At 61.7% G+C, this 13,288-nt stretch carries 13 protein-coding genes; 7 read left to right on the top strand and 6 right to left on the bottom strand.

All coding sequences use genetic code 11. The features are described 5' to 3' along the window. The first annotated feature begins 32 nt into the window (after window positions 1–32). The 4 genes from ACZCWR_RS05825 (at window position 33) to ACZCWR_RS05810 (ending at window position 3,116) form a co-directional block, all read left to right on the top strand. Window positions 33–1,127, top strand: a complete 1,095-nt coding sequence (locus ACZCWR_RS05825) for a TIGR03118 family protein (RefSeq protein ID WP_487302765.1) — start codon at window positions 33–35, stop codon at window positions 1,125–1,127. Between the two features lie 67 nt (window positions 1,128–1,194). Beyond that, window positions 1,195–1,917, top strand: coding sequence for a pseudouridine synthase (locus ACZCWR_RS05820; protein ID WP_487302764.1), 723 nt, complete (start codon window positions 1,195–1,197; stop codon window positions 1,915–1,917). A 79-nt stretch (window positions 1,918–1,996) separates the two neighbouring features. After that, window positions 1,997–2,821, top strand: a complete 825-nt coding sequence (locus tag ACZCWR_RS05815; RefSeq protein WP_487302763.1) for an alpha/beta hydrolase — start codon at window positions 1,997–1,999, stop codon at window positions 2,819–2,821. 118 nt (window positions 2,822–2,939) lie between these two features. Beyond that, entirely contained in the window at window positions 2,940–3,116 is a 177-nt protein-coding gene (locus ACZCWR_RS05810; protein ID WP_487302762.1) for a hypothetical protein, read from the top strand. Between the two features lie 18 nt (window positions 3,117–3,134). On the opposite strand, the gene ACZCWR_RS05805 is transcribed toward ACZCWR_RS05810, so the two are convergent. Next, the gene (locus tag ACZCWR_RS05805) at window positions 3,135–4,256 is read right to left on the bottom strand and encodes an NAD-dependent epimerase/dehydratase family protein (RefSeq protein WP_487302761.1); all 1,122 of its coding nucleotides are present in this window, start codon (window positions 4,254–4,256) and stop codon (window positions 3,135–3,137) included. A 98-nt stretch (window positions 4,257–4,354) separates the two neighbouring features. On the opposite strand from ACZCWR_RS05805, the gene ACZCWR_RS05800 reads away from it, so the two are divergent. The 3 genes from ACZCWR_RS05800 to ACZCWR_RS05790 all read left to right on the top strand — a co-directional run bounded on the left by ACZCWR_RS05800 (window position 4,355) and on the right by ACZCWR_RS05790 (window position 7,277). Continuing rightward, on the top strand, window positions 4,355–5,386 hold the full coding sequence (locus tag ACZCWR_RS05800) for a CDP-6-deoxy-delta-3,4-glucoseen reductase (protein ID WP_487302760.1): 1,032 nt from the start codon (window positions 4,355–4,357) through the stop codon (window positions 5,384–5,386). 287 nt (window positions 5,387–5,673) lie between these two features. Further along, window positions 5,674–6,858 (top strand): acetylornithine transaminase, encoded by a 1,185-nt coding sequence (locus ACZCWR_RS05795; RefSeq protein ID WP_487302759.1) that lies wholly within the window; start codon window positions 5,674–5,676, stop codon window positions 6,856–6,858. Beyond that, a complete protein-coding gene (locus tag ACZCWR_RS05790) occupies window positions 6,855–7,277 on the top strand; it encodes a GNAT family acetyltransferase (protein WP_487302758.1) in 423 nt (140 codons plus the stop codon). The genes ACZCWR_RS05795 and ACZCWR_RS05790 overlap by 4 nt, the downstream gene beginning before the upstream one ends. An 842-nt stretch (window positions 7,278–8,119) precedes the next feature. Here ACZCWR_RS05790 and ACZCWR_RS05785 read toward each other — a convergent pair. The 5 genes from ACZCWR_RS05785 to ACZCWR_RS05765 form a co-directional block, all read right to left on the bottom strand. Beyond that, window positions 8,120–8,842, bottom strand: coding sequence for an ABC transporter ATP-binding protein (locus ACZCWR_RS05785; protein WP_487302757.1), 723 nt, complete (start codon window positions 8,840–8,842; stop codon window positions 8,120–8,122). Next, a complete protein-coding gene (locus tag ACZCWR_RS05780; protein WP_487302756.1) occupies window positions 8,842–9,621 on the bottom strand; it encodes an ABC transporter ATP-binding protein in 780 nt (259 codons plus the stop codon). Before ACZCWR_RS05780 ends, ACZCWR_RS05785 begins: the two co-directional genes overlap by 1 nt. A gap of 18 nt (window positions 9,622–9,639) precedes the next feature. Beyond that, window positions 9,640–10,809 (bottom strand): ABC transporter permease subunit, encoded by a 1,170-nt coding sequence (locus ACZCWR_RS05775; RefSeq protein ID WP_487302755.1) that lies wholly within the window; start codon window positions 10,807–10,809, stop codon window positions 9,640–9,642. Between the two features lie 24 nt (window positions 10,810–10,833). Continuing rightward, entirely contained in the window at window positions 10,834–11,784 is a 951-nt protein-coding gene (locus ACZCWR_RS05770) for a branched-chain amino acid ABC transporter permease (protein ID WP_487302754.1), read from the bottom strand. Window positions 11,785–12,024: 240 nt separating this feature from the next. Then, entirely contained in the window at window positions 12,025–13,248 is a 1,224-nt protein-coding gene (locus ACZCWR_RS05765; protein WP_487302753.1) for a branched-chain amino acid ABC transporter substrate-binding protein, read from the bottom strand. Window positions 13,249–13,288: the final 40 nt, after the last annotated feature.

Raw genomic sequence — 13,288 nt, 5'->3', positions numbered from 1 at the left:
CCGTCGGGCGCTCGCGCGTCGAAGGAGTCACCATGTTGAAGACCGTTTCGTGGCGCCGCGCGCTGGGTTGCGTGGCGATCGTCGCGGGCCTGTGCGGGCTCGCATCGTGTGGCGGCTCGAACGACAACATGCCGGGCGCGACGCGCTTCAAGGCCACGGTCGTCGTCTCCGATGGCGCGATTCCCGCACCGCACACCGATCCCAATCTCAAGAACGGCTGGGGTGTCGCGTTCAATCCGGCAGGCTTCGTGTGGGTCGCCAATAACGGCTCGCAAACGGCCACCCTTTACGATGGCAACGGCGTCGTGCAATCGCTCGTCGTGTCGATTCCGGCCACGGCGTCGGGACCGGCCAATCCGACCGGCATCGTCTTCAACAATGGCGCGGATGTCGTGGTGACAGCGAACGGCAAGAAGGGCACGGCGGCGTTTCTGTTCGCGGGCGAAGGCGGTTCGATCACCGCGTGGGCGCCCGCCGTCGACATGACGCACGCCTTCACCGTGGCCGATTCGAGCGCGGCCGGCGCGGTCTACAAGGGACTGGCGATCGCCGCGACATCGACCGGGCGGCGCCTCTACGCCACCGACTTCCACAACAACCGGATCGATGTCTTCAGCGACACGTTCGCGAAGATCGCGGTGCCCGGCGGCTTCATCGACACGCAGATGCCCGCGGGTTTCGCACCGTTCGGCATCCAGACGATCGGCACGAAGATCTTCGTGACCTACGCAAAGCAAGACGGCGCGATGCACGACGACGTGCCCGGCGCAGGCCAGGGCTTCGTGGATGTATTCGACGTCGATGGCAATCTGCTGCAACGCTTCGCGCAAGCCGGAGCGCTGAACGCGCCGTGGGGACTGGCACAAGCGCCCGCCAACTTCGGCAGCTTCAGCAACGACATTCTCGTGGGCAACTTCGGCGACGGCACGGTGAACGCGTTCAATCCCACGACCGGCGCGTTCGTCGGCCAGTTGATGAACACGGACGGCACGCCGCTCGTGCAGCGCGGGCTGTGGGGCATCGCGTTCGGCAACAACCTGAGCGCGCAGCCGTCGAACACACTGTTCTTCGCCGCCGGACCGAACTTCGAGGCGAATGGCGTGTACGGGCGCATCGACATGCAATAACGCGATGCTGTAATCGGAGCGGCGCACGCTCGCTTGCTAGAATGCGCCCTCCGACTTCCCTTCTCCGATGGACCTCGAAACCCTCCTCTTCTCCCAAGGCTTCGGGTCACGCCGCCAATGCCGGACCATCGTCGCGGAAGGACGCGTGCGCATTTCGGGCATCGCGTGCGACGATCCGCATGCCGATGTCCCCATCGCCTCCACGCCCGATTTCGAGGTGGACGGCCAATCGTGGACTTACCGCGAAAAAGCGTACATCGCGCTGAACAAGCCAGCGGGCTACGAATGTTCGCGCGACCCGCAGCATCATCTGAGCGTGTTTCATCTGCTGCCGCCGCAACTCGTCGAACGCGGCGTGCAATCGGTCGGCAGGCTCGATCAGGACACCACCGGCCTCTTGCTGCTCTCCGATGACGGCGCGTTCGTACACGCGTTCACCTCGCCCAAGCGCAAAGTGCCGAAGGTCTATCTCGCGACGCTGCGCCATCCGCTCGACGACGAGCAACTCACGCGGCTGCGCGAAGGCGTGCTGCTGCACGGCGAAGCCAAACCGAGCGTGGCGCTGGCCGCGCATCGGCGTGGCGAGCATCTGCTCGAACTGACCGTGCTCGAAGGCAAATACCATCAGGTCAAGCGCATGGTCGCGGCATCGGGCAACCGGGTCGAGAATCTGCATCGCGAACGCGTGGGCGGTTATGCTCTGCCTGACACGCTCGCAGAAGGCGCGTGGCGCTGGCTGGACGATGCCGATCTCGCCGCGCTGCGTTCGAAGGAGGAACGCGCCGACTGACCGCCCGATGCGAGCGCCGGCAGCTTCCATCCACCTGCGAGGTCGGCGACACATGCGGATTCCGGCGAGACGGCGGTTCATGCGGCTTGGTGCCCTGGCGTTTGGCGCAGCGCTTATCGGCGCATTTGAAGTCCACGCTCAGGAAGCCGAAGACGAGCAAGCCGATGGCATCGCCTACGGGCGCGACGCGCGGCTCAGACTCGATGTCTACGCGCCCGACGCCAAAGCCGCCAACGCGCGCCCCATCGTCGTGTATTTCTACGGCGGAAGCTGGCAGGCCGGCCAGCGCGCGGATTCGCGCGACGTGGCGCAAGCGCTTGCCGCGAACGGCATCGTGACGGTCGCGCCGGACTATCGCATCTATCCCGAAACCATCTTTCCCGGCTTTCTCGATGACGCCGCCGCCGCCGTGCGCTGGGCGCGCGATCATGCGCACGAGTATGGCGGCGATCCCGAGCGCATCGTCGTGATGGGACATTCGGCGGGCGCGCATATCGCCGCGATGATCGCAACCGACTCGCGTTATCTGAAGGCGCAAGGCCTGACCAAGCGCGCGCTCGGCGGCATGATCGGACTGGCCGGACCTTACACCGAGATTCCCGTCGAAACGCATATGACGGACATCTTCCCCGCCGCCTCGCGCTCGCAGGCGCTGCCCGTCGATTTCCTCTCTGGCGACGAACCGCCCATGCTCCTCGCCACCGGCACCGCAGACAAGGTCGTGGACCCGAACAACAGCCGCCAGTTCGCCGATGCGTTGCGCGCGCACGCCGACACGGTGGAGCTTAAGCAATACGAAGGTTACGGGCACGGCCGCATCGTCACGACCTTTTCGGCGAAGCAACGCGCGGATTCGCCCGTGCTCGCGGATGTGCTGGCGTTCATCGCCGCGCATCGGTCATGACAATCGGTGTAAGTCCTTAATGCGCCCCGCTGCGGCGCAGCATGCCTTCTGTCTGACAGGCTCATATACTGAGCTTACGGGTTACCAAAAATGACTATCAAAAAAGCAGGAGGGCATCATGGTCTCCCACATGAATGTCGCACTGATCGCGTTCGTGTTGTTGAGCGTCGCGCTCATCGGGGTGTTGGCCGTCGTCATGCGCATGCGCCATCGCTATTCGCCGAATCTCATCGGCGCTTTGATCGGCGCGTTGCTGTGCTTCGTGCTGCTTGAGACCATTCCGGCACTGATCTAGAACCTGCTTACTCGCCTGTCAGACGCCGCGCCCCGCGCTGCGCAGAAAATCGCTGACCGTCGGATGACGCAGCGCATAGCGCAACTCGCGCTTGAGCCGCGCGTTGGACAACCGACGCGATTCGCGCATGAACGACAGCATCACGGGTTCGAGCCGTTGCTCCGCTTCGTCACGCGTGATGCGCGGCACACGCGGCTTGTCGAAGGCATCGGCGACGAGATCGAAATAATCGGCCATGCGCAGGTCCGTATCGTCGGATGCGTTGACGACGCGCTGCGGTTTTCCCCGCGTCAGCGTACGCAAGAGAATGGCGGCGAGATCGTCGGCGTGAATGTGGTTCGTGTAGACGTCATCGCTTTCGACGAGTGCCGGCAAAGCCCGGTCGATGCGCGCAATCGGCAAACGATCGCCCGCGTAAATGCCCGGAATCCGCACGATGGACACGCGCCAGCCGCCGCCCGCGCCCGTCGCGCGCAGTTGCCCTTCCGCCGAGACACGCCGACGCGCCCGCTCGTTATCGGGCCGCGCAGGACGCGTTTCGTCGATCCACGCGCCGCCGCAATCGCCATAAACGCCGGTCGTGCTCGCATACACGAGGCGCGTGCCCGCGCGGAAAGCGTCCGCTTGCAGGCTCGGCGAAAAAGGACCGTCGGGTACAATGAATGATGTTGCCGCGAACCGGCTCGGGCGTGATCCGGGCCATCTCAGCGGCGCTCGCGAAGCGTTTCGCAGAACTGGATGCGCAGGCGAATCGAAAGCGCGCATGGTGCCGCGCGCGGTTCGCTGACGCATGACCGCTGCCGCTGTAGTGCGTGCGGCAGAACGATGCGGCGCGCGCAACGTGGCGATCAACGCGCGCGTGCGGCGGTCGGTATCACCGTCTTTTTGCGGAGGCGCGAGATGCAGCACCGTTCGCGCGATGCCCGCCAGACGCCGCAAGCTCGCGCGGTCGTCGAGGTCACCGGCAATCGGCAGCGCGCCCGCCATGCGCAGCAACTCCGCGCGTTCCGGGTGATGCGTGAGCGCGAACACGCGAGGCGCGGCGGCATGCGCCTTGAGAAGCGGCAACGCGCGCATGCCGACATCGCCGCAACCGACGATCAGCACACGGGCGCGGCGAAGAATTCGAGTGACGATCATCCAGACATTTTATCGTCTGCACACCCGAACGTGCCGCGCGCCGAACATAGAACCACGCAGAACCACACCGAAACACTCAACACGCACGAAATCGATCTATGGCTTTTAACGTAACGCTCCGGCAAAGCGGCCGGCAGTTTCAGGTTGAACCGGACGAGCCGGTTCTGAGCGCGGCGCTGCGTCAGGGAATCGGCCTGCCGTATGGCTGCAAGAACGGCGCTTGCGGTTCCTGCAAGGGCCATGTGGTGCAGGGCGAAGTCGAGCAGGCGCCGCATTCGTCGTCGGCTTTGTCGAACGATGAAAAAACGCGCGGCATGGCGCTGTTCTGCTGCGCGACGGCGCAAACCGATCTCACCATCGACGTGCGCGAAGTCGCGGGCGTGGGCGATGTGCAGGTGAAGAAGCTGCCCTGCCGCGTCAACGCGCTGGCGAAGAAGGCCGATGATGTCATCGAACTGAAGCTGCAATTGCCTGCCAACGAACGCCTGCAATATCTGGCGGGGCAGTACATCGAGTTCATTCTGAAGGACGGCAAGCGCCGCAGCTATTCGATGGCGAGCCCGCCGCATCATGAAGGTCCGCTCGAACTGCATATCCGCCACATGGCCGGCGGCGCGTTCACGGACCACGTGTTCGGCGCGATGAAAGAGCGCGACATCCTGCGCTTCGAAGGCCCGCTCGGCACGTTCTTCCTGCGCGACGAATCCGACAAGCCCATCGTGCTGCTCGCCTCGGGCACGGGCTTCGCGCCGATCAAGGCGATCATCGAGCATGCGGTGTTCAAGAACCTCAACCGTCCGATGACGCTCTACTGGGGCGGCCGCCGCAAGAAGGATCTGTACATGATGGATCTGGCCGAACAATGGGCGCGCGAGATTCCCAACTTCACCTTCGTGCCCGTGCTTTCCGAGCCGGACGCAAGCGATGCGTGGGCGGGCCGCACGGGCTTCGTTCATCGGGCTGTCATCGAAGATCTGCCAGACTTGAGCGCTTATCAGGTGTATGCGTGCGGCGCACCGGTCATGGTCGAATCCGCGCAACGCGATTTCACGCAGCATCATCGGCTGCCGGAAGACGAGTTTTACGCGGATTCGTTCACGAGCGCGGCGGACCTCGCGCATCCGGTCTGACGATGAATGCGCAGAACGCGGTGAATCATGCGTGCGGAAAAAATCCGCGTGCATGGTTTACACGCGGGAACGTCATAACGTATCCTTCGCGAATGAACCGAATCCTGACCGCACTTCGACGTCGCCGCTCGCCGCTTCCCTAGGGATGCCGCTGGCTCGTCACGCATCTGCGCTCACGGTTCGTTTTTTATCGAAGCGCATGAAAATGAAGCCACGGAATTCCGTGGCTTTTGTTTTTTCCGCCTCGCTTTCCTCTTTTTCGTTTCGCCTTCGTGGAGCCTGCAGTCATGAATTTCAATGAGTACCCTGTTGATTCGCTGATGTACATCACGAACCGTCCCGAGATCGTCTTCACGCACGGCAAGGGTTCCTGGCTCTACGACAACACCGGCAAGCGCTATCTCGACTTCATTCAGGGCTGGGCGGTGAATTCGCTCGGCCATTGCAACGAAGGCATGATCGAGGCGATGGAAAAGCAGGCGCGCACGCTCATCAATCCGTCGCCGGCTTTCTACAACGGTCCGATGGCGCAGTTGGCCGGTCTGCTCACGCAACACAGTTGCTTCGACAAGGTGTTTTTTGCCAACAGCGGCGCGGAAGCCAACGAAGGCGCGATCAAGCTCGCGCGCAAGTGGGGCCGCAAGTTCCGCGATGGCGCGTATGAAATCATCACCTTCGATCACAGCTTTCACGGCCGCACGCTCGCCACGATGTCGGCGTCTGGCAAGCCGGGCTGGGACACGATCTATGCGCCGCAGGTGCCGGGGTTTCCGAAGGCGGATTTGAACGACATCGCATCGGTCGAGAAACTCATTACCGAGAAGACCGTTGCCGTCATGCTGGAGCCGATTCAGGGCGAAGGCGGCGTGATTCCCGCGACGCGCGAGTTCATGAAGCAACTGCGCGATCTCACCAAGCAGCACAACCTGCTGTTGATCGTCGATGAAGTGCAAAGCGGGTGCGGCCGTGCGGGAACGCTGTTCGCGTATGAACTGTCGGGTATCGAGCCGGACATCATGACGCTGGGCAAGGGCATTGGCGGTGGCGTGCCGCTGGCGGCGTTGCTGTCGAAGGCATCGGTCGCGTGCTTCGAAGCGGGCGATCAGGGTGGCACGTACAACGGCAATCCGTTGATGAGCGCGGTCGGTTTTTCGGTGATTTCGCAGCTTGTCGCGCCGGGGTTTCTGGAAAGCGTGCGTGAGAAGGGTGAGTATCTCAAGCAGCAGTTGCTCAAGCTTTCCGATGAGCGCGGCTTCAAGGGCGAGCGCGGTGAAGGCTTGTTGCGTGCGTTGCTGCTCGATAGCGACAAGGGCCCGCAAATCGTCGAAAAGGCTCGGCTGATGCAGCCGGATGGGCTGTTGCTCAACGCGGCGCGGCCTAATTTGCTGCGTTTCATGCCGGCGTTGAATGTCACGCGTGAAGAAATCGATCAGATGATGTCGATGCTGCGGTCCGTGCTCGATTCGCTGTGATCATTCGGACGTTCGATATCGCCGATCGCGAGGCCGTGATTGCGCTTTGGCGCGATGTGTTTCCGGAGTACGCGGATGCATCGCGGCCGCAGCGCGATCCGGCTTTGTCGATCGCCAATAAGTTGCGGACGCAGCCTGAGTTGTTTTTCGTGGGCTTATGCGAGGGTGAGGTCGTTGGCACTGTGATGTGTGGGTTTGATGGGCATCGCGGGTGGGTTTATTCGCTTGCTGTTTCTTACGCGTTTCGCGGGAGAGGGTTTGGGAGGGCGTTGATGCTTCATGCGGAAGCGGCGCTCTCTGAACTCGGATGTCCTAAGGTTAATTTGCAGATTCTTGCTTCTCGTTCCGAGCTTTGCGGGTTTTATGAGGCTTTGGGGTATGGGGTGGATGAGGTTGTTAGTCTTGGGAAGAGGCTTTGAGTTTTTTGTGGAAGGGGCTGCTGTTGTTTGTGTCTTTATTTCAGTAGCCGCCTCCCCGGCGGGGGGGTAACTTTCTTTGCTGCTGCAAAGAAAGTCACCAAAGAAAGCAGCTTTTACCCCCATGCTCGCTGGCTGGAAAGTGTTGGTCTGGATTAACGATGCAGTGGCCGCAATAGGACTTGCCACGCATAACAAGCCGCTTAGGCAACCTCGCGATTGCGCGCTCGAAACGCTAAGCTTTAGTGGACCGCATTCATTCTTTCGGCCATGCGCTACGCGCGCCGAGAACCTAAGAACGGAATCCCGCAGCATGTAAGTGCCCAGCCACATCAAGCGGCATCGCTGTTTTGCTATTCGGCCCTACGTTAATTAGTATTCCGACTAAAGAAGATGCGCCAGCGTAGCGCCACGGCCAATGCGAGTGATCGCGCGCGGGCAATGCTTTTGTCAGAAGCGCCAACCAAGGTAGGGCCGAATAGCAATCTTGCGGGGAGGTTCGATGTGGCTGGGCGCTTATACGCTGCGGGATTCCGTTCTAAAGCTCTCGGCGCGCGAAGCGCATGGCCGAAAGCATGAATGCGGTCCACTAAGAGAGAATTTTTGGAGCGCGTAATCGCTAGGTTGCCTAAGCGGCAAGTTATGCGTGGCAAGTCCTATTGCGGCCACTGCATCGTTAATCCAGACCAACACTTTCCAGCCAGCGTGCATGGGGGTAAAAGCTGCTTTCTTTGGTGACTTTCTTTGCAGCAGCAAAGAAAGTTACCCCCCCGCCGGGGAGGCGGCTACTGCAATAAAGACACAATCAGCAGCAGCCCCTTGCACGACGACAACAACAAAAAACCTCACTCCCCGAGATAAGCCGCCCGAACCTTAGGATCATCGAGCATAACCTTAGCGTCGCCAGACATAGTGACAGTACCCGAATCCATCACATAACCCCGATTAGCGGCCTGAAGCGCCAACCGAGCATTCTGCTCAACCAACAAAACCGTCAACCCTTCCTTGGAAATCTCCCGCACCACCTCGAAGATCTTCTCCACCATGATCGGCGACAACCCCATGGAAGGCTCATCGAGCAGCAACAGCTTGGGCCGCGAAAGAAGCGCCCGCGCCATCGCCAACATCTGCTGCTCCCCGCCAGAAAGCGTCCCCGCATACTGCGAAGCCCGCTCCTTCAAACGCGGAAAGAACCCGAACATCCGCTCCGTATCCTTCTGGATGTTGTCAGCATCGTTACGCAGATAAGCCCCCATCTGCATATTCTCCAAAATCGACATGCGAGCAAAAATGCCGCGCCCTTCCGGCACCATCGCAAGCCCGCGCTTCAAAAGCTCATGCGTCGGCACGCCCTTGATCGATTGCCCCATGTACTGAATATCGCCCGCCGAATACGGCTTGAGCCCGGTGATGGCCTTCATCGTCGTGGTCTTGCCGGCGCCATTCGCGCCGATCAACGTCACGAGTTCGCCCTGCCCGACTTCCAGATCGACACCCTTCACCGCCTGGATGCCGCCGTAGTTCACCTGCAGACCTGTAATCTTCAACATCGCGCTTGGCGTCGCCATTAGTGCACCCCCGCACCCAAATATGCCTCGATCACCTTCGGGTCCTTCTGCACGTCCTGCGGCAGACCCTCGGCGATCACCTTGCCGTAATCGAGCACCGTCATGCGGTTGCACAATCCCATGACCAGCTTCACATCGTGTTCGATCAGCAGAATGGTCTTGCCATCCGAACGGATCTTGTCGAGCAGACGCGTGAGTTCGACCTTCTCGGTCGCGTTCATGCCCGCTGCCGGTTCGTCGAGCGCGAGCAGCTTCGGATCGGTCGCCAACGCGCGCGCAATTTCAAGCCGCCGCTGATGCCCATACGACAGATTGCGCGACGTGTAATCGGCGTACTGCAACACGCCCACGTATTCGAGCAGTTCGAGCGCGCGTTCCTTGATCTCGCGCTCCTCGCGGCGCTCGCTCGGCGTCTGAAACACCGCGCCGATCAACCCATGCTTCGTGCGCACATGCCGCCCGACCATCACGTTCTCCAGCGCCGTCATGCCGCCGAACAGGCGAATGTTCTGGAACGTGCGCGCGATGCCCGCCTGCGCCACCTGATACACCGCGGTCGGCGTGTAGTTCGTGCCATCGAGCTTGAATTCGCCCGAATCCGGCGTGTACAGCCCGGTAATCACGTTGAAGAACGTGGTCTTGCCCGCCCCGTTCGGGCCGATCAGACCGTAGATCTCGCCTTCGCGGATTTGCAGGCCGACATCCGACAGCGCCTGCAATCCGCCGAAGCGCTTGTTCACGCCCTTGACGGACAGGCGGATTTGTTTCGTATCGCTCATGTGTGATATTCCCCGCCCTTATGCACGAACCGGCTTCTTGTTGCCGCGCCTCGCAATCTTCGCGATGCGGTCTTCATGTTTCGACGCCGGCCACAAACCTTCAGGACGACGCAGCATGATGACGACCATCGCAAGACCGTAAAGAAGCTGACGGACGACTTCGGTATCCACGATCTGATGACCGAAGATGGCGTTCTGCAACGGCGTCATGGTGGAGCGCAGCACTTCCGGCAGCACGGCCAAAAGCATCGCGCCGAGGATCACGCCCGGAATGTGGCCCATGCCGCCCAGCACCACGCACGCCAGCACGACGATCGATTCCCACAGCGTGAACGATTCCGGCGACACGAAGCCCTGAAAGCCCGCGAACATGGTGCCCGACAGACCGCCGAAGGACGCGCCCATCGCGAACGCGAGCAGCTTCACGTTACGCGTGTTGATGCCCATGGCCTTCGCGGCGATCTCGTCTTCGCGGATCGCGGCCCACGCGCGGCCAATGCGCGAGTGCTGCAAGCGCGTACAGACCCAGATCACCAGCAGCGCGGCCAGCACGAACAGGTAGTAATACATGTACACCGACGGAAAGCGGAAGCCGAAGAAATTATGCGTCTGCGACAGATTGAAGCCCGCCACCGTCACCGGATCGATACCCGTGATGCCCTTCGGACCGTTGGTGATGTTCACCGGACGATCGAGGTTGTTCATGAAGATCCGGATGATTTCCCCGAAGCCCAACGTCACGATGGCGAGGTAATCGCCGCGCAAGCGCAGCGTCGGTGCGCCGAGCAGCACGCCGAAGGTCGCCGCGACCGCCATGCCGATCGGCGCGATGATGATGAACGGCAGATGCAGCCCGTTCGGCGCGAGATGCGCGATCCACTCGAACTGCGAGGTCAATTGCGGCGACGACAGCAGCGCCGCGACATACGCGCCGACCGCGTAAAACGCGATATAGCCCAAATCGAGCAGACCGGCGAAGCCGACCACCACGTTGAGGCCGAGCGCCAGCACCACGTAGAGCATCGCGAAGTCGAGCACGCGCACCCAGTAATTGCCGCCAGCCGCGCCGATCACCATGGGCGCGGCGATCACGACGAGCGCCGTGACGATGCCGACCACCATCGTCTTCGTCGCGTTTTTCTCGGGGATGAGCGTCGTGGACGGCTCAATCGGTTGAATCGAAGTCATTTTTTTGAGCTCCTCACACGGTCTTTAAGCGCGGTCCGCGACACGTTCGCCGAGCAGACCCGACGGACGGAACACGAGCACGATGATCAGCACGATGAAGGCGAACACGTCCTGATAGTTACTGCCGAAGACGCCGCCTGTCAGGTTGCCGATGTAACCGGCGCCCAACTGTTCGATGAGGCCGAGCAGCACGCCGCCGACCATCGCGCCCGCGAGGTTGCCGATGCCGCCCAGCACCGCCGCCGTGAACGCCTTGAGGCCCGGAATGAAGCCCATGTAGAAGTGCGCGTTGCCGTATTCGGAGGCGATCATCACGCCCGCGAGCGCCGCCAGCGCCGAGCCGATCATGAAGGTCGCGGAGATCACGAAGTTCGGGTTCACGCCCATCAGCGAGGCGACGCCCGGATTCTCGGCGATGGCGCGCATCGCGCGGCCGAGCTTGGTCTTGTGAACGAGCAACAGCAGGCCGCCCATCACCAGGAACGCGACGACGATGATGACGATTTCAGTCATCGAGATCACCGCGCCGGGATTGTTCTCGCCCGCCGTGATCACGTTGATCGGATCGGTCGGCAGAAGCTGCGGAAAGGCCAGCGGATTGCGGCCCCAGATCATCATGGCGAGGGTTTGCAAGAGGATCGACACGCCGATGGCGGTGATCAGCGGCGCGAGACGCGGCGCTTTACGCAACGGCCGGTACGCGACCTTTTCGATGGTGTAGCCGACCAGCGCGCAGACCACGGCCGCGATCACCAGCGCGATGGTCAGCATGATCGGCCCCGGTATGCCGGGAAAGTGGTTCTGCATGACGCCGATGGAGGATAACGCGACCATCGCGCCCACCATCAGCACGTCGCCGTGCGCGAAGTTGATGATGCCGAGAATCCCGTACACCATCGTGTAGCCCAGCGCGATGATGGCGTAGACGCTGCCCAGAACCAGACCGTTGATGATCTGCTGGATGAAAATATCCATGTAAAGCTCCTTAGCCCCGTGCGATCAGATAGTGCCTTTATCACCGGCCGATAAACCGATGTGAAGCGAAATCTGAAGCGGCACCGCGCGTACTTTGCAAAAACCGGTAAGGGTGAATCGACCGGCGCCCGTCCGCTGCCGGATGAAGCGGCGGACGTGGCCGGACGGATACGAATACGGCGCTCTCGATCAGGCGCCATGGAACCGCAAATAACTACAGCAACCGCAACTGCCGGACCCTCATTGCTTCACGACATCGAGTACGTCTTTCTTCTTGTCCTTGAAGTCGAAAAGCGTGATGGTGCCTGCCTTCAAATCGCCCTTGTCGTCGAATGCGATATGCCCCGTCAGACCGTTGAAGTCGGTCGTGGCGATCGCCGCGAGCACCTTGGGCGCTTCGATGGAATTGGCGCGCTTCATTGCATCGACGATCACGTACATGGCGTCATACGTGAACGGCGCGTAAATCTGCACGGGCTGGTGAAAACGCGCTTCGTATTTCGTGGCGAAGTCCGCGCCCTTGTCCATCTTCGAAAGCGCGAGCCCCGCTTCCGAACAGATGATGTTCTGCACGGCATCGCCCGCGAGTTCCGCGACCTGTCCCGTGCACACGCCGTCGCCGGCAAGAATCTTGGCCTTGATGCCGAGCGCCGCCGCCTCCTTGGCGAACGGGCCGCCCGTCACGTCCATGCCGCCGTACATCACCACGTCCGGCTGGATGCGCCTGATCTTCGTGAGAATCGCCTTGAAATTGCGCGCCTTCTCGGTGGTTGCCTCGCGGTCGGCGATCTTCACGCCGCCCGCCTGCATGGTTTTGGCGAATTCATCGGCGAGTCCCCGGCCGTAGGCGCTGGCGTCGTCCACCACGACCACTTTTTTCGCGTGCAGCGTTTTCATCGCGTAGCTGGCGAGCACCGGGCCTTGCAGCGCGTCGGTCGCCACCACGCGAAAGGTCGTCTTGTAGCCTTGCTGCGTGTAGGCGGGGTTCGTCGTGGACGGCGAAATCTGCGCGATGCCCGCATCGCTGTAAATCTTCGAAGCCGGAATGGACACGCCCGAGTTCATGTGGCCGATCACCGCGACCACTTTGTCGTCCACCAGTTTTTGCGCGGCTTCTTCGCCCGTACGCGGGTCGGCGGCATCGTCCTGACTGTCGAGTTCGAGGCGGATGGAGCGGCCGTCGATAGTCAAGCCCTGCGCGCTGATCTCTTCAAGCGCGAGCCGCGCGCCATTTTCGTTGTCCTTCCCCAGATGCGCCTGCAAGCCCGACAAGGGTCCAGCCTGACCGATCTTCACGACTGTTGCCTCACGCGCGGCGGGCGCGGCGGAAACCGAAGCCGGCGCCGATGCGGCACTTACCGCCGTCGCCTGATTGCTCGCCCCGCTTTCGTCCTTCTTGCCGCATGCGGTCACCATTGCAACCGCAGCCGCGATCGACACGGCGTGAGCAAACTTGAATCGCATCAAATAGGTCTCCTGCGCCTTGAATTTGCACTGTCACCAA

It is taken from the genome of Caballeronia sp. A2-2 (genome assembly GCF_057612605.2).
Note: the sequence above shows the minus strand (reverse complement) of the source record. Positions and strands in the feature narration are given on the sequence as shown.